Below are 24,712 nucleotides of genomic sequence, written 5' to 3'. Positions count from 1 at the left end.
TAAAACTCCTGCAGCCTAATTGACGAAACATGAAATATTGGAAGTACTACCTGGTGGCCCTTATCGTCATCATCATCGACCAAGTTGTGAAGCTTATCGTGCATTATAACATGGAAATGGGTATGCCGGGCGAAATCGTGCTCTTAGGCGACTGGCTGAAGCTACATTATACCCTGAATCCGGGTATGGCCTTCGGTGTAGAACTCGGCTCGGATTACGGCAAGCTGATGCTGTCGCTGTTCCGATTGGTGGCAGTGTTTGGTATCGCTTACTACATTTACCACCTTGTTCAGACGAAAGCTCCTAAGGGTCTGATCTGGTGCATTGGTTTGATTTTGGGTGGTGCCATTGGCAACTTGATTGACAGTACGTTCTACGGTGTATTGTTCGACAACCATCCTTATGGCTCGCCAACTCCTTGGTTTCATGGGCAGGTAATTGACATGTTCTATGTGGATATATGGGAAGGTATCGTTCCCCACTGGATACCGTTGCTGGGTGGCAAGCCGATGTCGCTGTGGCCTATTTTCAACGTAGCGGACTCGGCCATCTTCGTTGGGGTACTGATCATCCTCTTCAATCAGAAGCGCTTTTTTGCGCACCACGAAGAGCCTGTTAAGAAGCCAGCGGCAGAACAACAGGGGTTTTAAGGTATAAGTAAATATAAAAGAAAAGCGGCTGTTCCATGTGGAGCAGCCGCTTTTTTGTTTAAGGTTAACTGTACTGAATTACGACTTCATCGTCCATACAATCCGTGCAAATCTTATAGTTACAATTACTTGACAAATACTTATATTTCATGCCTTTTTGCTGCAGTAGCAATCCCATATTTTTGGATAATGAAATTTAGAAAACTAGTAGCTGCCTTGATAGTATCTATCAGCCTTTATTCCTGTACTTGTGAAGACGTGCACTTGGGTAAGGTGGAACTGACAGGTGAGCTAATACCTTATCTGCCAGCTGAGATTGGTCCAGACAATAAATATGTCATTCGCTCAGGGGATACAAAACTGTTGATGTATTACCATGCCTCAGATGGTTTTTCTCCAATGAAGATACTTGTAAGAGAAACAGGTAAAACACAAACAACAGGCAAACTAGGCACTTACAATTGTAAAGAATATTACTCTGGGGAAGAGAGAGCATACTGGACTTATGTAGAAGGTATACTACCTGTAAGCATCATGATGAGGTATACTAAGGACGCGAACCAGCATGGTTTTAATGATATTAAAAACAAAGAACAGGTAGCTGATGTAATTCTATTCACAGTTGGATTTGATAACAAATTCCCCACAACTGTAACGCGCGGAATGGGCAGCTACGATAATTTGATGCTGTACCGCACCTTTACTTTAGCTAAAGATCCTACCAACTTGATCTATAAGCACAGTGACATAACACAGGAGTTTGTACCCATTATAACTTTAAATGGTGTACAACATCAGAATGTGTACCACCTGTACCTGAACAGCCCGCAGTATACCGCCGATGAAACATACTTTCTCAAGCATTACCCGCTAGACTATATAAAAGGCATTTATATAAAAGAAGGCATAGGTATAGTACAGGCCTATACAGCTGACGGGAAGCAAATAGATATAACACAATAGCTAGCTAATTACCCATAATCGCTTATTTTTACCAAAGTACCTAGCCCATCCCCCTTGCCTATACCTACTCCCATATTACAAGTCACGGATCTTGAAACCACTTTCGCAACGCGCCAAGGTATAAATCGAGCCGTGGATAAGGTTTCGTTTGCGGTATATCCGGGGGAGACGGTGGCTATCGTGGGGGAGTCGGGCTCAGGGAAATCGGTGACGGCGCTGTCGCTGATGCAGCTTTTAAATACCCCACCAGCAATAATAGCGGGAGGGAAGGTCGATTTTCAGTCGGCTCAGCTGGGGCAGGTGGACTTGCTGCAGCTTCCTGAAAAGCAACTGCAGAAAATTCGCGGTAATGAAATATCGATGATCTTTCAGGAGCCGATGTCGTCGCTGAATCCCGTACATACCTGTGGACAACAGGTGGCGGAGGTACTTTTGTTGCACAAACGGATTTCCAAAAAAGAAGCCAAAAAGCGCACTATACAGCTTTTTGAGCAGGCTAGGCTCCCAAGGCCCATGCAAATTTACGATACTTATCCACACCAGATTTCAGGCGGACAAAAGCAACGCGTTATGATCGCCATGGCCATGGCCTGCGAACCTTCCATCCTGATTGCCGACGAGCCGACCACCGCTTTGGACGTGACTGTACAGGCTCACATGCTGTCGCTCATTGATGAGCTACGAGTCAAGGAAAACACCGCTGTGCTGTTCATTACGCACGACCTAGGCGTAGTTGCTGAAATCGCCGACCGCATTCTGGTGATGTACAAGGGCAGGATAGTAGAGCAAGGCAAAGTGCTAGACATTTTTACCAATCCGCAGCACCCCTATACCAAAGGACTATTAGCTTGTCGCCCCAAACTCACCACGAAAGCACAGTCCACGCTGCCCACGGTGGCAGACTTCATGGAGGAAGACGAGCAAGGCAATATCCGTGAAAAGAAGCCACAGGTATACGAGCCGTCTTTAGTGGACGTGGTGAATGCCTACGTGGGTACGGTGTCCGGTATAAAACAACAGCGCGACAACAGCCAGAAACCACATTTGCTGCAGGTGCAGGACTTGCAAGTATACTTTCCCATCAAGAAAGGAATTTTCTCCCGGGTGTCAGGCTATGTAAAAGCCGTGGATGGAGTAAGCTTTGACGTAAAGCATGGTGAAACCATTGCGCTAGTAGGGGAGTCAGGGAGTGGTAAGACTTCTTTGGGAAGAGCTATACTAAGACTTGTGGAGCCGACGAAAGGAAGCGTGCTATTTGAGGGGCGCGACATTGCTAGCATGAACGCTGAAACCCTACGCCAGAACCGCCGCCATTTCCAGATGATCTTCCAAGACCCTTATACCTCACTCAACCCCATGCATACCGTAGGCGAGGCCATTTTGGAGCCGATGCGTGTGCATAAGCTATACGGAAATGAAAAAGAACGCCGTGGAAAGGTGTTTGAACTCCTTGATAAAGTGGGTCTTAGTGCGGAGCATGCACAGCGTTATCTACAGGCCTTTTCAGGTGGACAAAGGCAACGGATTGCCATTGCAAGGGCCTTAGCACTGCAGCCTAAGCTGTTGATTTGTGATGAGTCCGTGTCGGCGCTGGACGTGTCGGTGCAGGCGCAGGTGCTCAATTTGCTCAACGAACTCAAGCGGGAGTTCAACATGACGTACATCTTCATCACACACGATCTGGCCGTGGCCAAGCACATGGCCGACCGCATTCTGGTGATGCACGAAGGGCGCATTGTGGAGCAAGGTATACCTGCCCAAATCTTCCAAAATCCGCAACATGACTATACCCGTTCGCTCATCAGCGCCATACCTAGTGGTGAGCCCGAAGCCATCATCCTAGCCCAGCAAAAGCGGGAAGCTATGAAGGCGGGTGTGCCCGTTGTGGCGAACTAATACCCCTCATCATAGCTCATATATAGATCTTTCTATATAAATTCACCTGAAATTAGTGCGCTCTTTAACCCAAGCATACGCTGTAGGCGTATAGTAGCTAAACTATTTGGATTAAAGATTGTAATGGCTGCGGTGCAAATCGTACCAGGCCAGCGATACATAGCAAGATACATGAGAAGTAAAAGACCAAGCAAAGGCGGCAAGGATAACGAAGGCCGCAGCGAAAAAGGAGGCTCCCGCAGAGGAGACTCTTCCAAAAGAGATTCATCACCAAGAGGGGGCTCATCGTCCCGCAGAGACTCATCCAGACGCGATTCATCAGGTTTAGGCCGCAAAGGCGGAAGAGACAGATCCGCTAAAGGCATCGTGCTAGAGATGTTCTCCAGCAGCCCAGACACCGTATTCACGCAGCGCCAGATGAACCGCCGATTGGGTGTGGTGGATAAGAAAGGCCGCGATGAGCTACAAGTTATTGTCAACAACCTCGTGCGCGAAAACAAATTGCTGCTGATAGACGGCGATAAGTACCAGCTCAACCTGCGCGTCAACATCATCACGGGCCGCGTGGACCTTGCCAATAGTAAGTACGCCTACATTGTGTCTGAGGAGACTGAAGACGACGTGCGCGTGTTCCGCGAACACCTGAAGTACGCCATGGATGGCGATAAAGTAAAAGTGGAAGTGCTGCCAACTATGCAGGGCGGCCGTTCCGAAGGCATCGTGGTGGAAGTGTTAGAGCGCTCCCGCACCGAACTGGTGGGCATTATGCAGTTGTCGAAAAACTTCGGCTTTGTAGTACCTGACTTCAAGAAACTTTATTTCGACGTGTTCGTGGGAGAGCGTGGTCTAAACGGAGCCGAGTCTGGTGACAAGGTGCTGGTGAAGATTGTGGAGTGGCCAAAAGAGCCCGGCAAGAACCCAACAGGCGAAGTAATCCGCGTATTTGGTCCGGCCGGTGAGCACGAAGCTGAAATTCACTCCATCATGGCCGAGTTCGGGCTGCCGTTCGAATTCCCAGAGGAAGTGGAAGAGGAAGCTAATCAGATATCGGACAAGATACCTGCGGGTGAGATTGCCAAGCGCCGCGACATGCGTGACGTGACTACTTTCACCATCGACCCTGCCGACGCCAAGGACTTTGATGACGCCCTGTCGATACAGAAACTCGAGAACGGTAACTGGGAAATCGGCGTGCATATTGCCGACGTGACCCATTACGTGCACCCGCGCAGCTTGCTCGAAAAGGAAGCTTTCCACAGAGCCACATCGGTATACCTTGTGGATAGAACCATCCCAATGTTGCCGGAGCGCCTCTCAAACGGCCTTTGTTCGCTTCGCCCGAACGAAGAGAAATTCACTTTCTCGGTGGTGTTTGAGCTTGATGACAATGGTAAGCTCTACGATACGTGGTATGGCCGCACCGTGACTTACTCTGACCGCCGCTTCGCCTACGAAGACGCACAGGAGCGCATTGAGACAGGTGAGGGTGATTTTGCCGAGGAGATCAATATCCTGAACAACATCGCCAAAAAGCTGCAGGAGAAGCGCTTCAAGAACGGCGCTATCAGTTTTGAGACAACTGAAGTGAAATTTAGGTTAGACGAGAACGGCAAACCGCTCTCTATATATGTAAAAGAGCGCAAAGACGCCCACAAGCTGATTGAGGAATTCATGCTGTTGGCTAACCGCAAGGTAGCCGAGTTTGTCTACAACAAGGGCAAAGGCAAGAAGCGCCCCACCATGGTATACCGTACGCATGGTTCCCCGGATCCAGACAAGCTGAGTACGTTCTCGATCTTTGCTCGCAAGTTCGGTTACAAAGTAGACCCGGATGGCGACATTTCGGAAGAACTGAACAACCTGACGCACGAAATAGAAGGCAAGCCGGAGCAGAGCGTGCTGCAGAATCTGGCGATCCGCACCATGGCAAAGGCCAAGTATAGCACCGAGCCCGAGGGCCACTTTGGTCTGGCTTTCGACCACTACTCGCACTTCACGTCACCGATTCGCCGTTACCCCGATATGATGGCGCACCGCCTGTTGCAGCATTACCTAGACGGTGGTCAGTCGGAGGACAAAGAAGCCTACGAAGAGCGCTGCCGTCATTCTTCCGAAATGGAGAAACGTGCCGCCGATGCCGAGCGTGCTTCCATTAAGTACAAGCAAGTGGAATTCATGAAGGACACCATCGGCAACCAATACAAAGGAATTGTGTCTGGTGTGACAGAATGGGGTATATTTGTGGAGATTGAAGAGAACAAGTGCGAAGGTATGGTGCGCCTGTCGAGTCTGAACGACGACTATTACGAACTGGACGCCAACAACTACCGCATTATTGGTCGTCAGTCGAAGCGCATTATCTCTTTTGGAGATGAGGTGATGGTCGAGATTGTGGGCGCCAACATGGCCGAGCGCACCATCGACATGGAACTGGTAGAAACCCTTAAAACACACTAACACCCCTGTGGATATTACGCAGCTTTCAACCCAGATTAACCAAACCTTGAATACCCTCCGCTACGGCGATCAGCCGGCGGAACTTTACGAGCCCATTCGCTACATCATGGCCTTGGGCGGAAAGCGGATAAGGCCCTTACTGGTGCTTCTGGCTGCAAAAATGTATGCTGATGATGTGGAAAACGCGCTATTGCCCGCTGCGGCAGTGGAGGTTTTCCACAACTTCACGCTCATGCACGACGACATCATGGACAAGGCCCCCCTGCGCCGCGGGCAGCAAACCGTGCACGAAAAGTGGAACGCCAACACCGCCATTCTAAGCGGCGACGTAATGCTGGTGCGTGCTTACGAAATGATGTTAGGTATAGCGCCCGACAAGCTAGGCAAGGTACTCACGCTGTTCAGCAAAACGGCTGCCGAGGTATGCGAGGGCCAGCAACTCGACATGAATTTCGAGCGCCGCGAACAGGTGAGCATTGAGGAGTATATCCAGATGATCACCTTGAAAACGGCAGTGCTATTAGGCTTCAGTCTGGAACTAGGCGCCATCCTGCAGGGAGCCCCTGATAGCGACGCCGAGCACCTGAAAGCTTTTGGCGACAACGTAGGCATCGCCTTCCAGCTCCGCGACGATCTGCTTGACGTGTATGGCGATAAAGACAAATTCGGCAAACAGGTAGGCGGCGATATCCTGTCTGATAAAAAGACGTTCCTGATGTTGACGGCTTTGGAGCAAGCCAACAACGAACAACTGCAAACTATTCTCGACTGGCGCAACATCACCGATGCCGAAACAGCCGAAGAAAAGGTACAGGCCATCACAGCCGTTTACGACCAGCTCAACATCCGCAAGCAAACCGAACAGCAAATCGATTTCTATTTCCAGCGGGCTTTGCACCACTTGGACGCCGTGCAAGTACCTGTGGAGCGCAAAGCAACCATCCATGGGCTGGCACTGCAACTGATGGAGAGGGATTCGTAGAATTGCTAAATTGCTGTATTGTTAAATTGTTGATTCGCAGGGATTAAATTCTCAGGTAAATATTCTCAGATATGGAGTAGTATATTTGCAGGTATAGCATTGGCCATTATAGCATTGTGCCTGAAAGCCTTTGATGAGTCCCGAAACTATTCGCTCTTCATAAGTTAAGACACTGGTTTCAACATAATTCTAGGGTGAATTAATGAATCGGATTCATCATTCACCATTAATTCACTAAATCACTCATTCAAAAATAAAATGAGCGTTACTGTCATCCTGATTATCATTACAGTAGGCATATCATGGTATGCTTGGAAGAACCATGAGCTAATGCAAAACTGGATTTTCCATCCGTATTCACTAGCGCGTGACAACTCTTGGCACCGTTTCCTGACCTCAGGTTTCCTGCATGCCGACTATACTCACCTGTTCTTCAATATGTTCACGCTATTCTTCTTTGGAAATGCCGTTGAGATGACGTTTGGGGCTATTTTCGGGGATGTGACAGGTATACTTATCTACATGCTGATTTATTTGGGCGGTATTATCGTATCGGATATACCTACTTACCTAAAGCACCGTAATGATCCGGCCTATCGTGCTCTAGGGGCTTCTGGCGGGGTGGCTTCGGTGGTGTTTTCTAGTATCCTGTTCTACCCAACACAGGACATCTGCCTCTATGCTATTCTGTGTATTCCCGGTTTTATCTTAGGTATCTTATATCTGATGTACTCTTACTTCCAAGGCAAACGCATGGGCGACAATATCAACCACGATGCCCACTTTTATGGTGCTGTGTATGGTATGGTGATCAGTTTGGCGCTGGTGCCAAAGGCGGGACCGTTATTCATCGAACAGATCGCTAACTGGCGTTTACCATTCTAGGGAATCAGGTATAATTGTACTTTATTTGATTTATTACCTCATCCGAAATAAGACGCAAGAGGTGTAAATCCGTATATATGCTATAAGTAAGCATGTATAATGATGAAATCAAAACTGTACTATATATACCTTGGATTATTGCTACTAGTAGCATTTTTCCTATCCGCTGAGTCTGCTAGAGCCCAAGATGAAACCGGTTCTCAGCGAATCACGCTAATGCAACACGTGATAAACGAGCGGCCAGTGCTAGCCGAACTTCTTACAACAGCCGGACTCGCTCCTGCCCTATCCGGAAGCACCGATTATACCTTGCTTGCGCCACCAGAAGCAAGTTTGCAGGTTCTCAAAGGGCAGTCCGCCGAGAAAATTCGTTCGGTGTTGGCCATGCATATCATCAAAGGAAAGTATAAAGCCACTGATTTTAAGGAAGGAGCCAAGGTGCCAACCTATGGGGGGGAGACACTGTACGTATGCCGCAGAAAAGGCAGTACCCTGCTGAATGGGGTGAAATTACAAGCGGGCGACAAGGAATTTCGCAATGGTATCGTACAGGAAATAGAAGGCTTTTTACAGCCTTAGATAAAGACTTTGCATTGACTTAGGAATTGTATTGCATAGAAATCGCACATTTAAACTTAGATAGGTATAAAGCGTTTTGCAACAGGTTGCGTATGCTATACGAGGTCCCCAAATGCAGGAAAACATCCCAAATATCGCTTCCGAGGCTAATAACCTAAAGCACATTGCTCGCAACAAGTGTTATGAGATCTCCTATAGTAAAACCAAAAACAGATTATACTTTAACGTGCTCGGTTTTTGGAAGAACAAAGAAAGCGTACCTGACTTGCTGCATGACTGGGAAAAGGCCCTGAGTTTGGTAAGTCCGGGCTTTACGGTGCTTGTTGACATGCGAACGATGATTACACACCCGCAAGAACTCAACGGATTACATGAAGAGTTTATGCAAATGGCCCAAGATGCGCATGTAAGCCGTGTGGTTAATGTCATGCCCGATGATAAAATAGCCAGTTTGCAGGTAGGCGAAATAGTTTTGCGCAGCAATATGCAGATACAAACGTTTGATACTTTTGAGGCTGCCGACAAGTGGCTTGATCAGCCTAGCGCCTAGCACCGTATACCGGGACACACGTCTTTTTGAGGCTTCTATTTTTTTCCTGTCTTCTTCTCCTTATCTTTTGTAACCGTTTAGGTATAAATGTAGTTATAGCTACCAATTAGCCCACCCTTGCAGGGTGAAATTGCGCTATACCCTCTGCCCGGCAGCATACGAGGCCGGTTCTGTTCTTAACTTTTGTTGCATGACCTTCGAGATTGGCGTTGTTCTGTCTGTGATAGCGGTAGCTATAGTGCTTTTCGTAAGCGAGAAGCTCTCTATCGACACGACGGCTATTCTGGTCATGTCTCTTTTCATGATGCTCGGCATACTCACCCCGGCAGAGGGGCTTGCCGGCTTCAGCAATCCCGCCACAATCACGGTTGCCTGCATGTTCGTAATCAGCACAGCCATTTTTAAATCGGGGGCACTGAGTAGCGTTGGCTATTTACTGACACGTGTGGGGCGAAAAAACTACCTGCTCTGTCTGCTGGCTGTGATGCTGGTGGCAGGCCTGCTATCCGCTTTCATCAACGACACAGCGGTGGTAGCACTACTCATGCCTGTGGTTATTCAGGTAGCCCGCGATACGCGCATCAGCCCCGCCAAGCTGCTTATGCCACTCTCTTTCGGAGCGCTCTTAGGCGGCGTCTGTACGCTCATCGGTACTTCTACCAACATTCTCGTCAGCGGTATCGCTGAAGCGCAGGGAGAGCCGCCTATCGGTATGTTCGAGCTTACTTCAGCCGGAATCTGGTTTCTAATTGTCGGGGTGTTATATATGCTTTTCGTGGGTAGGTTTCTGTTGCCGAGTCGCAAGGTGGCCGACGACCTGACCGATGACTTCAACATGGGTGACTACCTGACCGAGATTATACTGCTACCCGACTCACCCTCGGTAGGTATGCCGCTGAGTAGCTCCAGTCTGGTGCAGAACCTCGATATAGACGTACTGCAGGTGACCCGCGACAAGTACAGACTCAATGCAACGCCTTATACCATGCTGCGGGCTAACGACGTGCTAAAGGTGCGCTGCGATGTGGAGAAGCTCAAAAAGATGAAGGAGGAGAAGGGCATTAAACTAAAATCGGAGCGGAAACTCAATGAGGAAGACCTAAACAGTACAAACACCAAGCTTTATGAGGCTATTGTTACTCCGAGTTCCTACATGGTAGACAAGTCTCTGAAAGAACTCGACTTTCGGGCGCACAACCACGGTGCTACGGTGGTGGCCATCCGGCACCGCGACGAGATTCTGCACGAGAAGCTAACCCATACCCGACTTTCGGCTGGCGACGTGCTCCTTATATCCGCTGATAAAGATCAGGCGCTTAACCTGCGCAATAACGAAGACATCCTCCTGATTTCCGAAACCGAACGCAGCCAGTACGACTTCAGCAAGATTATTCCGGTATTGGCGATCGGTACAGGTGTTGTGATGACGGCTGCCCTAGGTATAGCGCACATCGTGTTGAGCGCCTTGGTAGGGGTGGTGCTGTTGGTGCTAACTAAATCCATCCGGCTGGACGAGCTCTACAAGGCCATTGAATGGAAAGTGATCTTTATGCTGGCAGGCGTGCTGTCGATGGGTACGGCTCTCGAAAAGACCGGTGCGGCCGGTCTGCTGTCCAGCTATCTGGTAGAGTCAATAGGCAGTTACGGGCCGCATGCGCTCTTGTCGGCTTTCTTCTTTATCACGTTCATGTCCACCAATTTTATGTCGAACAATGCGACAGCGGCCCTGTTGGCGCCCATCGCCATTGTGGCGGCCAAAGAAATGGGCGTAAGCGTGCGACCCTTTCTGGTGGCAGTGACCTTTGCGGCTTCGCTCAGCTTTATGACGCCTATGGGCTACCAGACTAATACCATGATCTATGGCCCGGGTAACTACAAATTTGTGGACTACCTGCGTGTGGGCACGCCACTCAACATACTGTTTTGGCTAGTGGCCTCGCTCATTATACCTTTTTTCTTTCCCTTCTAAACTGTTCCACGTGGGACAGAAAGGAGAGGTATAACGTATACATGTAGTTCATACCGCATCAAACCTATGGGAGAAGACCTGTTTCTGATCTTTCTGGCGATACTGAGTCTGGTAAGCGTGGTGCTGATCTGGCATTTTATGGCAGAGGATGAGGATTCCATGAAATAAGAAACTTCTGCTCAAGAACGTGAAACACAGCCTGTAATTTTACAAATACCCCTTCGCTTGTAGGGTGAATAGCTCAGCATACTTGCCATTTTGGGCCAAGAGTTCTTCATGGGAGCCAAGCTCTTTGAGCTGACCCTGTTCCAGAAACAGAATGCGGTCGGCCATGCGCACCGTCGAGAAGCGGTGGGAGATGAGCACAGCGGTTTTGCCGGCAATGAGCTCTGAGAAACGCAGAAACACCTCATGCTCGGCGCGGGCGTCCAATGCGGAGGTAGGCTCGTCGAGGATAAGCAACTGCGCGTCGCGCATGTAGGCGCGGGCCAGCGCCACCTTCTGCCATTCCCCACCCGATAGCTCAACACCTTTGTTAAAGCGCTTGCCCAGCACTTGCTCATACCCGTCTGGCAGCCTTTGAATCACGGGGTCGGCCAAACTTTTCTGCGCCGAGCCCTGTATGCGGTCTCGGTCGGTGATGTTACTAATCTGTCCAATAGCAATGTTGTCGGAGGCCGACATCTGGAAACGCACGTAATCCTGAAAGATAATGCCGACTTGATGGCGCAGGTCATTGAGGTCGTACTCACGCAGGTCTACGCCGTCGAGCAAAATGCGGCCTTCGGTGGGTTCGTAGAGTCGGGCCAGTAACTTAACCAAGGTTGTTTTGCCGGCACCGTTCTTACCAACCAGCGCCAGCTTCTCGCCGGCCCGCAAGTGGAAGGAGAGGTGCCGCACCGCCCAGTTCTCGCTGTTATGGTACTTGAAGCCGACATCCTCAAACGTAAAGCCCTCTTGTATTGGACGCGGTATTTGAAGCGGATTGGTAGGAGGGGTAATCTGCGGCTTCAACTCTAGAAAATCGAACAGGTCCTGCAGGTATAGCGCACTCTCGGCAATTTGCGAAAAGCGGGTCATGATGCCTTGCAACAAACCCCGCATATTGCTGAACGAGCCCGCCAAGAAAGTTAGCGTACCCACCGTAATAGCTCCTGCTACGGTCTGAAACAGGATGAAAATGTAAGCCCCATAATAAGCCAGTGTCCCCAGCGAAGACAGGGCGCTGCCCCATACCGCCCGCCGCACGATCAGGTTTTTGTTGAGGGCATAGTAGCGGTCCGAGAGCTGCTTGAAGCGGCTGGCCAAGAAGCCCGAAAGATTAAAGGTCTTGATTTCTTTGGCTGTTTCGTCGGAGGCCCCGATGTAGCGCAGGTAGTCAAGTTCGCGGCGCTCGGGCGTCCAAGAGCGGGAGAGGGAGTAAGTGCGCTCGTTGAAGTGCGTCTCGCCTAGAAAAGAAGGGATGACTGCCACCAGCAAGATGAGGATGAGCCACGGGTTGAAGGCGATCAGACCAACCGCCAGAAAAGCAATCGTCACCATATCCTGCAGCTGCGAGAGCACCTGCGACATGAGCACTACCCGCGTGATGGTCTGCCGCCGGGCCCGCTCCAATTTGTCGTAGAAAGTGGCGTCCTCGAACTGCGCCAAGTCCAGTTTCGCGGCGTGCTCTATGAGTTGCACGGAGGTTCTGTTTGAGAACAGGTCGCCCAGTAAACTGTCCAGTAGCGTGATACCCCGGTTGATCAGGTCCGATACGATGGCCAGCCCTAACTCCATAGCCACCAGTATCCACAGAAAGCTCAGGTCGCGCTCGCCGGTTTCGGCTATCAGCCCGATCACCTCATCAATGATCAGTTTGCCCACATAGAGCATGGCTAAAGGTATAGCGGACTTGATGAGGCGCAGCAGGAGGTTGCCGATGGTCATGCGCTTGCTCGTTTCCCAGATAAGGCGGAAGAACTTGGGCAGGTTTTTCAGGGCGCCCACCTGCTCGCGGAAGCTCTTTTTGTCGTCTGCCTGATTCGCCCCCCGGGCTCCTTTGATTGGTCTGTTCATCGTTAATCTATACCTGAAACCTATACCTATACCGAAATAATGGGCTTATGTTTTCGTCTCGGTGCAATACCATAACAAAAGCTGTAGGATTTAAGTCTGCACACAGGTGCTATTTTCAAACTTATCTTTATTTTTAGGCGATGAAACACATTTACTCTTTCCTATGGGTTGTTGCCTTGCTGCTTACAGGACATAATGCACAGGCCCAGTATCCGGAAATCAGCACAAAATACATAAGCGAAAATGGCAAAGAAGTGAGCCCGGACCAAGCAGCTTACTTTATCGTGTCGAAAAAAGACTCGCTCGGGGGAGGTACCCGCACCAAGTTCCAGATAGGAACCAATAAGAAGCTAAGCCTGACCACTTATAGTAGCATCGATGGAGGCAAGTACGGGTATGGTGTACAGCACGGCCCCAGTCTGGAGTGGTACGAAAACGGACAGCTAGTGACAGAGGCTAACTATCTTAACAACGAACTGTCGGGCAAATATACCGTTTGGTACGAGAGCGGTAAGTTGCAGCAAACACGAAAGTATCGTAACGGTATGCCCATAGACACGCTCAAGGCTTACCACGAAACTGGGGTTTTGCGCAGGCAAGAGGTATATGCCGATGGCAAGATGCTAAGTGGCAAGGTATACGACGAAGCCGGCAAAGAGCTTACCTTTTTCCCGATGCAGGTGATGCCGGAGTTTCCGGGCGGTGAGAAGCGCATGCTGCAATGGCTGGCGACCTATGTGCGCTATCCGAAAACAACCCGCAAGGCAAAAGCGCAAGGCGTGGTGTTCGTCGTTTTTGTGGTAGACAAAGAGGGCAATATCGGCAATCCGGAAGTGATAAAAGGGTTTCATGCTGATGCAGATGCCGAGGCGTTGCGTGTCGTAAAAGGAATGCCCACTTGGAAGCCCGGCCTATTAGAGGGTGAACCTGTGCCAGTGCGCTATACCTTGCCGATCCGGTTCGCAATTCATTAAGAGTTTAGAGTGTCAGCCATACGGTAGCCAAGCCAGCACAATATAGATTTTCGTTATATTTTTTAAGTGCAAGTCTACTCTGGCTAAAATACAGCACGGTGTTTGAATGGGGTTTCACTATGAACTGGTAAAGCGAATCCTATGAAAAACCCATTACTTTTTGCGCTGGCGTTGATTACAGGCATGCTGGGTGGCTGTGCCTCAGACTTATACCCCGAAGTAGATGAGCGCCTGACTTCTATTCCTATTCAACCACATGCTAACGAAGTTGAGTTATTCTTCGCAGGCGAGTTGCCCAAAGAGGAGTATGTAAAAGTTGCCGCCCTTGAAACCCGTGGAGGTGCATACATTACATTGATTAAAAGCCTGCAGGCAAAAGCCAGAGCCTATGGTGCTGATGCCATTTTGGTTCAGGAGAAGAAGGAAATCTCGGATGTGCATACTAAAATTATCACGGACAGGGTAACCACTACAACCCTAAGCAGCTTATCAGGTATAGGCATCAAGTACAAGAAGAACCTAGATACAGGTTTGCTTCCTAAGTCCCAAGACATAGAGATGTACGACGCCGTAAGCGGTACCTTCCATCCACTGCTGTCGCTCCGGTTCAGTCCGGGGGGAGAGATAACAGCGAAAGAAGAGATGCATGAAAGTGCAGCGGTGATTTATAACAATTACATTCACCCGTATACCTTGCGCACGCTTAAAGAAAAAGGGGCTGGCTGGACACACCGTCAACAGGAAGGCTTTGTGGTGGAGCGGGAACTGCACAGAGATGGATTGCTGCAGAAGCACATGGCGTTTGACTACGATGTAGCTAGGCGTTTAAAAGAGATTCGCATCAGAGAGGTGTATGGAGCAACCCATAAGATAAACTTTACCTACAACGAAACCGGACAACTATCCAAACGCACAATTCTTCGGAGCAGCAATCCTTACATACAGGAAGAGTATATCTACAACGCAAGCGGCCAAGCCAGTCAAGTGCTGATCTACAATACCAATTTGCCCGAAAAGCTGCCGCTCCTGCGCAGTAGCTATACCTATTACACGCTCGAGGAAATCTGAAACCCGGCTTCTGCAGTATAGTAGCGTATGACGCGCTATCTGCTGCTTTTCCTGACGGGCTTTGCCCACGCACTCCTAATCCTGCTCTACACAGACCTGACAGGCGACGATGCCCTGTTTTACAGAAACATGGGATTGGCGGCAGCCGTGCCACTATTTGCCTTCTCGTCGTGGCTTACGCTTTTCACTATGCGGATTGGCGCGCTGATATCTCTACCTTCTCTACTGGTGCTGATTTACTGGAACCTGCGCACGGCCGAGCACAGCATGGCACAGGACACGGCATTCGACAACGCTATAGCCATTGTCCATTTGGTGGCGGGTCTGCTGGCCATGGTCACCTTAATGACGAGTCTGCGCTTTGTTTTCAAATCAGAACTGCCATGGGGGAAAGGGACTCCTTCTCCGGGATTAATTCTTAAGCTATTGTTGGCGGCTATACCTATGACCGTGGCCGTGGCTTATGTGCTCTATGCTTGATCAGTTTTCTGAAAAAACGGAGACTAAAATTTTATTGGATAGTATCACAGAATGTGCGACCTAGGAAAGTCTTAAAATGAGAAAAGCCCCGTCAAAATGACTGGGGCCTTCTCTCACCTTAAAACAAACTAATCTAAACTTTAACTAACCTTATCTTTATACCTGCCGAGGCAGATCGTATATCATTTTTTTATTACGGTGCTGGACGCAGCCAATAACTTTCAAGAAAATCTGGGTGAGATTTGCATAAATGAAAATGCCTTTACATATTAGCTTTCCGTTTATGTGTCTCTCTCAAATCGGGTGCAAAACTATGATTTTGTTTTCCTAAAAGAAAGGAAAGCGAACAAATTTTTTTGCATTTTTTGTATATACCTGACTGTCAGGCGAATAATTTTTATTTCCTGACAAAATAAGTATGGGTAGGCTCGTTTAGTAACCTAAAAATAGCCGGCTTTCTTCCTTTCTCTATACCTTGTTTCGAGTCGCACGGAAGTGGATGCTTAACCTCCTTAATTTGCTGCTTTCTCTTTAAAGCAACGAAGGCAAGCGGTCCGCTGCTTTTTCACAGCTTCCCCGCTTGCCCTGCGCTTCTAAATTTGTTTCTTCTCTAGAGACTAGATCATCGCCACCGTTTTGTTATCAATCTGGGTGCCGTAGGTGTTTTTGTAATGCACCTTGCGCTCGAGCGCTTCAATGAGAGGTATGGAGAAGTCCACACCCTCCAAGTTGCTGGCAGTCGGCATGCCGCCCGGGCTAAACACGTTGATCTCCATCAACTTGTCGCCTACAATGTCGAGGCCTACCATAAACATGCCGTCTTGTATCAGTTTCGGACGTACCAGTTCTACCAAATCTAATGCGGTTTGGGTGATTTTGGCGGCCACGGCGGAGCCACCGGCGTGTATGTTGCTGCGGATATCGTCTTTGCTGTTTACGCGGTGTAGCGCGCAGTATTTCCCTTTGTACTGCAACGCCTCGCCATTCACAACGAAGAGGCGTATGTCGCCTTCAGTGGCCTGTGGCAGGTACTCCTGTGCAATCACGTAGCCGTCGCGACTGATGGCCTCCACGATCTGGTTGAGGTTGGTCGCGTCGTTCTTCTTCACCATGAACACACCCGAGCCGCCTGAGCCCTGCAGTGGCTTCAGGATAATGTTGTTTTTCTGCTCGTTGAAGAAATCCTTAATCTCATCCTTATCGCGGGTTATGAGCGTACGGGGGCGCACCGCCTCCGGAAAGTGCTGGAAATACATCTTGTTCACCGCATCGGAGAGTGAAGTCGGGTCGTTGAGCACGATCACGCCGTGGCGCAAAGCCAATTGACCGAAAATAATGCCCGCGTTCTGGGCCCAGCCGCGGCCTTCACCTTCTGAAGAAGGGTCATTGCGGAGCATGAGCACATCCAGTTCGGGTGCCGTGATGCGGGTGCGCTTTGCCTTCGAGCCTTGTATGGCTTCTAGGTATGTGGCCGGCGATTTATACTTATGCTTCATATCGGCGATGGCGGCATTGGCGCCCATGTAGCCGTCGGGATAGTAGGCAAGGTCACCTACGCCCATCAACACCACCGTATGCCCTGCATTGTGCATTCGCTGTGCTATAAAAATAGTGGTGTGGCCGGGTTGTTCTGTATTTACATCGTTTACTACGAATCCTATTGTCATGTCTATATATAAGTATTTGTTGGGATTAATTTTCCAGTAAGTTAAATACTGATATCCCTGCTTTTAGTTTTTCCAATTTGGGTTGCACGGCCGGGTCGGTAAGGTAGCGCGGCCGGATGGGTACTGGCCGCAGTACTTGGCGGTAGATGAGCTCTTGTACTATCGGAATGTATTCCTGCCGTATTTTGCCAATGAGGAGCGGTTCCAGTTCATGTCCTTCCTTGAGGTAATGCAACAGGTGCACGAGCCCACGCAGGTATACGGCGTCTTTGGTGAGTCCGCCGCCCCGGTGCACGCGCATGGCCACGTTAAAGGCCGTGTCGTCATTGAAACTATACTCTTCCTTAAGGCGGCAGAAGTTGTCGGTAAAACTGCAGCCTTTGGTAAGGTGATGCACCGCCACCACGCGGGCGGCCAATATGCGGAGCCGGTCTTGGTCTAGTCCCCCCACGAGGTACTCACTCAGCACAGCGAGTCCTTCCTGCAGCTCCTCGTAGCCCGGCACACCCACATAAAGCTGCTGCAGCGGCTGGGCTTTGCCGTTGAAGTAGGTGAGGATGTGCGTGCCCACTTCGTGCTGTATCAGCGCTTCAGCACGGTGACGCGGTATTTTGGCGTCGGTTCCGATGTTGAGTCTGCCCTTGGAAACGATCAGTCCCACAATGTCTTTGCGGATGTCCACGCCCGAGTCGAGTTTCGGGTACTGGCTTTTCAGAAAAGCGATTTCCTGCTCGGCCAATGCGGCAAATTCATCTACAGGTATAAGCGGCACGTTTTCGTCGCGCGTAGGCTCGGGTATAGCGGCCAGTATACCTTCGGCCACTTTCAGCAAATGCTCATCCACACCGCCAAACAGCTGCAGGCTGCTGTACAGAAAATGGGGCGTGTTGCGGTCGGCGAGCATGCTCAGGGTTTTGTCGAGCTCGTGGCGCTTGTCCCGGAACAGGAAAGCCAGCGTCGGGTCCTCCACCTTCTCGATGGGTATGTTGTAGAGTTTTCGCTTGAGCATGTCTGCGTCCACGGGCATCAGGCGGTAGTGAAAGTTGGGCGCGTGCTTGAACTTCTTTTTACGAAACTCCTCCCAAGCATCATCTGCGTTGATAGGCGTGATAAGCAACAGAAACCTGAACTGATCGCTAATGGCGGTAAGTTGCTTGTCGATGCGCCAGACGGCGGGCACCACGGCCTGCCTGCCCAGCGCCTGAAAGTGCTGCGGCTGATGCGAGGTCTGCACGCGCACAAAGTCGAACACGGCCTTTTTGATGGCGCTCGACACATGGGTGCGGAGCGTGCGTTGCAGCAAAGGGTATACCTGTCCGGAACTGGCTTGGCGGTAGATGGGCTTCAACTCAAGCCCGAGCATGAGCGCACTGTGCTGTTTAAGTTCTTCTTCGCTCATCAGACTGTTGGGTCCTTCCAGTAAGGCTTGGTTAGAGGCCGTAGCCACCGAAACGGGCAGGTTGCTGATCTTTATCTTAGCCAGCTCATCTTTGAGCGTGCGAATGGTGGCGGGCAGCGCCTGTTCCGGCCCCAATACCCGAAAAGTCGGGCTGTTAGCTGCGCTTATATCAGGAGCCGCAAATAGCTCGAGCACCATAAAAGCGCCAAACTCGTCGGCCATGGCTTTGACTATCTCGCTTATCAGTCGGCGCAGTTCGGGTGTCTGCTCTTCGCGGGCGATGATGTAAGCCGCCTCGGCTTTCACGAAGTCGGCGGTGGCATGGTCGGGCTGGCCAGCCGGGTGGCGGTAGAGCACCAGAAAGGGCAGCGGCCTGTCAATGTGCAGCAAGCCCCCATCGGGCAGCCGTCGGCGTACCTGCCGGCCACGCTTCAGACTCCGGACGATGCCTTTTATGAAAATGTCAGAAATGGTGTCGGTCATGGCGAGAGGGTTTTGCATACCTGTTCGCGCGCTGCCAATACAGGCTCTATCGTGCTTTGCAGCGCTTTTTTGATTTCCCGCAGCTGGGCTTCGTCAGGTTTGCCTGTCCACTCGTCCATAAAGAACTTCTTAAACTCGATTGAGATGACACAGGCGCGGTCGGGAAAAGTATCGTGAATCCAGCGCATGAAATGGCCGCCTTGGAATTTCACGTTCTCGCGCACATCGAGGTGGCGGCCTTGGTAGTCGTATTGCTGCAGGTTTTGGGTAAAGGCATCAACCACCGGCGCCCAGAGGGCACGGTTCATGTTTCCGGTGCCGAGGTTTACCTCGGGGTTTTCCTGCGGGTCGGCCTCTGGTCCGTCGGCGCCGTCGCGTCGGTGGTTGTAGGTATGCAGGTCATACACCACAATGCAGCCATGGCGGTCGACTATACCTTGCAGCATCTTTTTCACGGCGGCATAAAACTGGTCGTAGCAGGCCAATGATTCCTGTGCCAGCTCCTCGGGCAGTTCGTCTTTCCAGACGGTGAGGCCCCATGCGTCCTCGGGTTTGCGGTAGATGGCTTTCTCCCGCGGGCGATTCAGGTCCATTTCAAAGCGGGAGTTTAAACCAATGATCTGGTTATCGGTTATACTTACCCAGCCCGCCGTGAAAGGGTCTTCTTCGCGCATCCGCTCCTCTGAAGTGAGCGAAAAAAGGCTGCTGATGTTGTCACGCACGGTGTGGCCGTCGTGTATGGCGGTGGCGATTAGGGGGCTTTGGCCGGAAATGATGGTATAATAGGGTTGGAGCTGTTTTGTGTCAGGCATAAATACTTTTTAGGGATTTTTACCCGATATGTATACCTAAGGTTATTTTGTAAAAAGCTTAACACAAGATAGTTTGAAGATTGGTCTGAATTACATACATTTAAAACACTATAACAAAACAGTATATTACAAAGTATAGCTATATATTTATTGTTCTAATATCAATCTCAGATGCCTATGCGTCAGTTTTACAGAAATTCGATTATGGTGATTGCCATCTTCCTGCTAGCTGTGCTTATGCAATACCTTCGGGAAGGCGGTTTATACCTGCCTGAAGTGCTGTCCCTAGGCTTTTGGTATGCAATTGGATTGGTAGTAGCGGCACTGGTAGGCGGGGCGGCAGTGGCCTATACCCGCTGATTAGAAGAGCCTTCTGTATCTTGTAATATGAAGACTGTACCTTATCTTTACAAAGATTAAGGTACGTAGATGAAAAATGATTACGCAGTGGTGGCTTCGGGCAAAAACGACGAAGAACTGCTACAGATACTTGAAGAACACACAGAATACGAGCCCGCGGCCATATTGGCCGTCATTGCCGAAATTGAGAGAAGAAATATCCCCGTTCCGAATCTGGAACAAATAAAGCAAGAGACCCTGCAAGCCTTTGAACTGCAGGAAAAGCACATGAACCCGGAGACAAACTTGCCTGCTCCTACTTCCCTTACCGATAAGCTTAAAACTTTCTGGACACTTTTTGTGCCACAGCGGCACTACTTTGTCACGCCTATTCTCATTATTATCAACATCCTCATTTTTGTGGTACTAGTGCTGGCAGGCATGCACATGCTGTCTCCCGAAGGACAGGATCTGGTGGCTGTGGGCGCCAACTTCGGGCCTTATACCTTGACCGGGGAGTGGTGGCGACTGTTTACGTCCATGTTCTTACACATCGGCATCATCCACTTGCTGGTGAACATGTATGCGCTGGCCAGCATAGGCGGTGCATTGGAGCCTTTAGTAGGCCGCAAGCAGTTCATCATAGCTTATGTGCTGGCAGGTCTGGCCGGCAGCTTGGGCAGCCTGTGGTGGGACCAGTTCCGGATCAGCGCCGGAGCCTCGGGTGCTATTTTTGGCATGTTCGGCATGTTTATGACGCTGATGCTTTTGGAGCGGCAAATGAGCTGGCAGGAGAAGAAAGGCATCGTACTGAACCTATTGGGCGTTATCGCCTTCAATTTGCTGTTCGGCTTGCAGAGTGGCATCGACAATGCGGCCCATACCGGCGGTTTGGTGCTGGGCGTTGTGTACGGTGGCGTGCTGATGCTGCGCTCTGGCAGGTATTTCATACCCGGCTACGGTCTGCGCGGCAGCGTCGTGACGGTCGCTTTGATGCTGGGGGCTTTTGTAGGGCTATACCTACAGATCCCGACCGCCAAAGCCAAATACCTGACTGCCGTGGAACGTTTTGGCGAGCGTGAGGAAGTGGCCATGGGTGTGATGCAGGACATGGAGAAAACAGCTAGCCTTGCCAACGGAAATCAGTATATGAGTGGGCTGGAACAAGGTATAGGCCTTTGGGATGAAAGCATTAAAGAGCTGATCGCATTGCAAGAACTGCCGGACCTAGGTGAAAAGGAGGCCAAAGAGGTAGAGATACTGCTAAACTACACCCAATTGCGCAAAACCTCCTACCGGATGATGCGCGACGACATAAAGAGCAACCAGCCTTGGATGCATCCAAAGCAGCAACAGGTGCTGTGGGCCATTGGCACGTATGTGCAAGAACTGCAGGCGCTGCGGGAAGGCAAGGAGCTCGAGGAGAGTGCTACTGTAAACGAAATACCAGAATAAACCGCTATCATAACCCGATCAACCAATTTGAGGTAGTTATATAATCACTTAATCAAAACTTACCTACGTGCCTTACCAAGACGCTACCGGAATGCCGATGATCACCTGCCCGCACTGCGGGAAGGAAGTGCCCCATAAGAACCGCTGTCCCAATTGCGGACAGTATTTGCCGAAGCGTGAAAAGAAAAAATGGAAGATACCGAAGTTAACCCCAACGGAAATCTTTCTGGCCATATTGGGCTTTATTATGCTCATGGTGGGGCTGGTGGCGGTATAGCAAAACCTATGCGTACCCTGCGGCATCCGGTCTTTTTGGTCAGTGTAGTTCTGTTCCTCGTGAATCAGGCATTGGAGCAGACCGGCGTTTTTTTCCCGCTGCTCTTCAGCTACCTCGACGATCTATTGGCCATGCCTATCGTGCTCACCATCATATTGGCAGCCGAGCGCATCTACTTCCGGAAAGATGACTTCGTACTTCCCCTTGCTTGGATTTCAGGCGCTGTAGCGGCCTTCAGTGTTTTCTTTGAGCTGATACTCCCTCCGTTTTCCCAAAAACACACCGCCGACTGGCTCGATGTGGTGGCTTATGCTGTAGGGGCCGTTCTTTTTCACTTTACTGTCAATAGGCCTCTCTGTGTTTCAAACACACCTGCCAGATCTTAATAATACCTGAGATTTTTTTCAGGTCCCAAGCAACCATTCTGGAATTTTGGCATCTATTAGGTCAAAGGCTCTCCGGAAAGCCATATCTATCCACATCATCAAGATAAAACTATGAGCACCATCAAATTCTACAAAGGCATTCTTTCTGTTTTAGTACTGGCCCTGATGCTGGCAAACCTACCAGCGCTTGCGCAGCGCCAACACATTAAAGGCGAAGGAGAACTTGTATCTCAGAACAGAAATGCGTCTGGCTTTAAAGGTATCAACGTAAGTGGAGGTTTTGCGGTGGAACTCACGCAAGGCAACAATGAAGGCGTGCGCATCGAGGCGCAAGAGAACCTGCTCAACAGCATCCAAACGGAAGTGAAGAACGGCGTGCTCCACATCTATACCTCTGACAATATTTCCTCTACCAAAGGCATGAAAGCCTATATCACCATCAGAGAGTTGAACAGCGTGAGCATCAGCGGCGGCGTGAAAGTGGTGGGTAACTCCACCTTTAAGGCAAACAGCTTTGACTTGGATATGAGCGGAGGCTCGAAGGTGCAGCTTGCTATCGACACGAAAAAGCTGAAAGCCGACATGAGCGGCGCCAGTAAGGTGGAGCTCTCTGGTGTTGCTGACGAAGTGCGCATGGATATGTCAGGGGCCTCTAAAGTAGATGCCTCGGAATTGGAGTCCAAGCGTGTGCATGTGGAGGCGAGTGGTGCCAGCAATGTGAAGGTATTCGCGAGAAATGAACTGACCGTGAATGCTTCAGGTGCTACCAAAGTAGCTTACAAAGGCGACCCATCTATATCGTCAAATGTATCAGCAGCGGCCAAGATATCCAAAATGTAAGAGAATACATCGCATATAAATCAGAAAAGGGCAGCTTTATGGGCTGCCCTTTTCTGTTGTTTTTCACATGGAACCTCTGCTAACGCACCGGCACTGGCAGCACCGGCAGGCTGGTATGGCCTTGCGCATCGGTAGCCTGTACGGCAAAGAAGTAGTTGTCTTTGGAATAAGGCAGTGTTACGTTGGTCTCTTTCACGAAGAACTTCTTATCCCAAGTCTGGCTGCTGGTTTCGCGCATGAGGATGTAGTAACCAGCCGGTTTCTTGCCCTTGGTTGGGGCTTCCCACTTCAGGTCGGTTTTGTTAGTTAGGCCAGAGGTGATGACGCCCACTTTTTCGGGAGCATGCGGTGCCATACCTAGGTTTGCCATCGTAGCCAAGTTCACGGCGGTGTTCTTGCGCAGGTACTCGAAGTCCATAAATTCAACCAAGTCACCGTACTGCTTGCCGTTTTCTTTTCGCACGTCTTGGTGCTGGTGGTCAAAGTCCTCGTTCATCTCGCTCATGCGCACCGCCGCGAAGCCCTGCTGGTTGAACGGTGTTTGGTCGCCCCCACGCAGGAAACGATCGGGACGATAGCTCAACACGACTTCAAGCTGGTCTACGTATTGCTCGCCGGTCATTTTCATGTAGCGGGCTAGGTTGCGGCTCGGGCCGTCGTTTTCAGAGCCTAATGTACGGCGCAGGCGGGCCTGTTCTTCAGTTTCGTTAGATGGCGTTGCCTCGCTGAACACGCGCACGCGGGTATTGTCATGAATGCCCATTTCGGCAGAGTAGGAGTTGCCCACGATGTCGTTGTTGAGCACCGCCACGAGGTTCCAGCCTTCTTTTTTCACGCGCTCAGCCATGTGGCGGGAGCCGTACAGTCCTTGTTCTTCACCTTGGAAAGCAACGAACACAAGTGTAGCCGGAAACTGACGTGAAGCCATCACACGCGCCATTTCCATCACGATCGCTACGCCCGAGGCGTCATCGTTGGCGCCGGGAGCCTTGCTTTTAGCGTCCATTACATCAGTGGCACGAGAGTCTAGGTGGCCGCTCACGATGATGACACGGTCGTCGGTCGGGTCGGTGCCTTTGAGTGTGGCGACCACATTGGCCATCTCCACGTCCTGCGGAATGCGGCGGGCATCGCCTTTTACAGTATAGCGGTCCATCTCCACAGTCATGCGGCCGTTGGATGCTTTGGCATATTTCTCGAACTCGGCTTTCACCCACTCACGGGCAGCACCTATACCTCTTTTCTTGTCGGTAGTAGAACTTAAAGAATGGCGGGTCTCAAAGGAAACCATCTTGTCGACTAGTGCCCGCAGGTTCTCCGCAGATACTTCGCTGACCATTTTCTGAATCTCTTCGTCATGGGTAGTGGGTGCTTGTGCGGCAACTGTTTGGGTAAGGTATAGCCCTGCCAGCATGCAAAGCGCTAGCAGTCGGGTGAGTTTTGTCTTGTAAGTCATTTGTGTTAGGTGAGGTAAATTAGGTGCTTAATAGGTTAGAATGAGATTCTAAATATAAGCAGCAATCGGCAGGAATGAAAAACCGGT

22 protein-coding genes are annotated in these 24,712 nt (G+C 50.3%); 16 read left to right on the top strand and 6 right to left on the bottom strand.

Annotated elements, in window-relative coordinates; genetic code table 11:
- Window positions 1–29 precede the first annotated feature (29 nt).
- The 9 genes from Q1A04_RS12580 to Q1A04_RS12540 all read left to right on the top strand — a co-directional run bounded on the left by Q1A04_RS12580 (window position 30) and on the right by Q1A04_RS12540 (window position 10,931).
- The gene (locus Q1A04_RS12580; RefSeq protein WP_299706269.1) at window positions 30–650 is read left to right on the top strand and encodes a lipoprotein signal peptidase; all 621 of its coding nucleotides are present in this window, start codon (window positions 30–32) and stop codon (window positions 648–650) included.
- Between the two features lie 189 nt (window positions 651–839).
- A complete protein-coding gene (locus Q1A04_RS12575) occupies window positions 840–1,613 on the top strand; it encodes a hypothetical protein (RefSeq protein ID WP_299706266.1) in 774 nt (257 codons plus the stop codon).
- 54 nt (window positions 1,614–1,667) lie between these two features.
- The gene (locus tag Q1A04_RS12570; protein WP_299706263.1) at window positions 1,668–3,509 is read left to right on the top strand and encodes an ABC transporter ATP-binding protein; all 1,842 of its coding nucleotides are present in this window, start codon (window positions 1,668–1,670) and stop codon (window positions 3,507–3,509) included.
- Between the two features lie 171 nt (window positions 3,510–3,680).
- On the top strand, window positions 3,681–5,966 hold the full coding sequence (gene rnr / locus Q1A04_RS12565; protein WP_299706261.1) for a ribonuclease R: 2,286 nt from the start codon (window positions 3,681–3,683) through the stop codon (window positions 5,964–5,966).
- Window positions 5,967–5,973: 7 nt separating this feature from the next.
- Window positions 5,974–6,948 carry a polyprenyl synthetase family protein gene (locus tag Q1A04_RS12560; protein WP_299706259.1) on the top strand — a complete coding sequence of 325 codons (975 nt, stop codon included), beginning with the start codon at window positions 5,974–5,976 and terminating at the stop codon, window positions 6,946–6,948.
- Between the two features lie 258 nt (window positions 6,949–7,206).
- A complete protein-coding gene (locus tag Q1A04_RS12555; protein ID WP_299706256.1) occupies window positions 7,207–7,833 on the top strand; it encodes a rhomboid family intramembrane serine protease in 627 nt (208 codons plus the stop codon).
- Between the two features lie 138 nt (window positions 7,834–7,971).
- Window positions 7,972–8,412 (top strand): fasciclin domain-containing protein, encoded by a 441-nt coding sequence (locus tag Q1A04_RS12550; RefSeq protein WP_299706253.1) that lies wholly within the window; start codon window positions 7,972–7,974, stop codon window positions 8,410–8,412.
- 112 nt (window positions 8,413–8,524) lie between these two features.
- Window positions 8,525–8,962 (top strand): hypothetical protein, encoded by a 438-nt coding sequence (locus Q1A04_RS12545; protein WP_299706251.1) that lies wholly within the window; start codon window positions 8,525–8,527, stop codon window positions 8,960–8,962.
- A 190-nt stretch (window positions 8,963–9,152) separates the two neighbouring features.
- A complete protein-coding gene (locus Q1A04_RS12540) occupies window positions 9,153–10,931 on the top strand; it encodes an SLC13 family permease (RefSeq protein ID WP_299706249.1) in 1,779 nt (592 codons plus the stop codon).
- Window positions 10,932–11,138: 207 nt separating this feature from the next.
- On the opposite strand, the gene Q1A04_RS12535 is transcribed toward Q1A04_RS12540, so the two are convergent.
- The gene (locus Q1A04_RS12535; RefSeq protein WP_299706246.1) at window positions 11,139–12,989 is read right to left on the bottom strand and encodes an ABC transporter ATP-binding protein; all 1,851 of its coding nucleotides are present in this window, start codon (window positions 12,987–12,989) and stop codon (window positions 11,139–11,141) included.
- A gap of 140 nt (window positions 12,990–13,129) precedes the next feature.
- On the opposite strand from Q1A04_RS12535, the gene Q1A04_RS12530 reads away from it, so the two are divergent.
- From Q1A04_RS12530 to Q1A04_RS12520, 3 genes are all read left to right on the top strand, one after another.
- The gene (locus tag Q1A04_RS12530) at window positions 13,130–13,963 is read left to right on the top strand and encodes an energy transducer TonB (protein ID WP_299706243.1); all 834 of its coding nucleotides are present in this window, start codon (window positions 13,130–13,132) and stop codon (window positions 13,961–13,963) included.
- A gap of 141 nt (window positions 13,964–14,104) precedes the next feature.
- Window positions 14,105–15,031 (top strand): hypothetical protein, encoded by a 927-nt coding sequence (locus Q1A04_RS12525; RefSeq protein ID WP_299706240.1) that lies wholly within the window; start codon window positions 14,105–14,107, stop codon window positions 15,029–15,031.
- A gap of 27 nt (window positions 15,032–15,058) precedes the next feature.
- On the top strand, window positions 15,059–15,511 hold the full coding sequence (locus Q1A04_RS12520; RefSeq protein WP_299706237.1) for a hypothetical protein: 453 nt from the start codon (window positions 15,059–15,061) through the stop codon (window positions 15,509–15,511).
- 617 nt (window positions 15,512–16,128) lie between these two features.
- Here Q1A04_RS12520 and Q1A04_RS12515 read toward each other — a convergent pair.
- Genes Q1A04_RS12515 through Q1A04_RS12505 form a run of 3 tightly spaced genes read right to left on the bottom strand, consistent with a single transcriptional unit; the run spans window position 16,129 to window position 19,872 of the window.
- Window positions 16,129–17,178, bottom strand: coding sequence for a glutathione synthetase (locus Q1A04_RS12515; protein ID WP_299706234.1), 1,050 nt, complete (start codon window positions 17,176–17,178; stop codon window positions 16,129–16,131).
- A 25-nt stretch (window positions 17,179–17,203) separates the two neighbouring features.
- Window positions 17,204–19,078: a tyrosine/phenylalanine carboxypeptidase domain-containing protein gene (locus Q1A04_RS12510; RefSeq protein WP_299706231.1), complete on the bottom strand. Its 1,875-nt coding sequence runs from the start codon at window positions 19,076–19,078 to the stop codon at window positions 17,204–17,206.
- Window positions 19,057–19,872 (bottom strand): N-formylglutamate amidohydrolase, encoded by an 816-nt coding sequence (locus Q1A04_RS12505; RefSeq protein ID WP_299706228.1) that lies wholly within the window; start codon window positions 19,870–19,872, stop codon window positions 19,057–19,059. Before Q1A04_RS12505 ends, Q1A04_RS12510 begins: the two co-directional genes overlap by 22 nt.
- Window positions 19,873–20,049: 177 nt before the next feature.
- On the opposite strand from Q1A04_RS12505, the gene Q1A04_RS12500 reads away from it, so the two are divergent.
- Together Q1A04_RS12500 and Q1A04_RS12495 are read left to right on the top strand one after the other, a co-directional pair.
- A complete protein-coding gene (locus tag Q1A04_RS12500; RefSeq protein WP_299706225.1) occupies window positions 20,050–20,232 on the top strand; it encodes a hypothetical protein in 183 nt (60 codons plus the stop codon).
- Between the two features lie 69 nt (window positions 20,233–20,301).
- Window positions 20,302–21,666 (top strand): rhomboid family intramembrane serine protease, encoded by a 1,365-nt coding sequence (locus Q1A04_RS12495; RefSeq protein WP_299706222.1) that lies wholly within the window; start codon window positions 20,302–20,304, stop codon window positions 21,664–21,666.
- Between the two features lie 72 nt (window positions 21,667–21,738).
- Here Q1A04_RS12495 and Q1A04_RS12490 read toward each other — a convergent pair whose 3' ends face one another.
- The gene (locus tag Q1A04_RS12490; RefSeq protein WP_299706219.1) at window positions 21,739–21,900 is read right to left on the bottom strand and encodes a hypothetical protein; all 162 of its coding nucleotides are present in this window, start codon (window positions 21,898–21,900) and stop codon (window positions 21,739–21,741) included.
- 51 nt (window positions 21,901–21,951) lie between these two features.
- On the opposite strand from Q1A04_RS12490, the gene Q1A04_RS12485 reads away from it, so the two are divergent.
- A complete protein-coding gene (locus tag Q1A04_RS12485) occupies window positions 21,952–22,329 on the top strand; it encodes a magnesium citrate secondary transporter (protein WP_299706216.1) in 378 nt (125 codons plus the stop codon).
- 111 nt (window positions 22,330–22,440) lie between these two features.
- On the top strand, window positions 22,441–23,169 hold the full coding sequence (locus Q1A04_RS12480; protein ID WP_299706212.1) for a head GIN domain-containing protein: 729 nt from the start codon (window positions 22,441–22,443) through the stop codon (window positions 23,167–23,169).
- Between the two features lie 79 nt (window positions 23,170–23,248).
- On the opposite strand, the gene Q1A04_RS12475 is transcribed toward Q1A04_RS12480, so the two are convergent.
- A complete protein-coding gene (locus Q1A04_RS12475; RefSeq protein ID WP_299706209.1) occupies window positions 23,249–24,625 on the bottom strand; it encodes a M28 family metallopeptidase in 1,377 nt (458 codons plus the stop codon).
- Window positions 24,626–24,712 lie beyond the last annotated feature (87 nt).

The organism is uncultured Pontibacter sp., assembly GCF_947499215.1.
In the GTDB taxonomy this organism is placed as follows: Bacteria; Bacteroidota; Bacteroidia; order Cytophagales; family Hymenobacteraceae; genus Pontibacter.
This window is presented reverse-complemented; position numbering and strand designations above follow the sequence as displayed.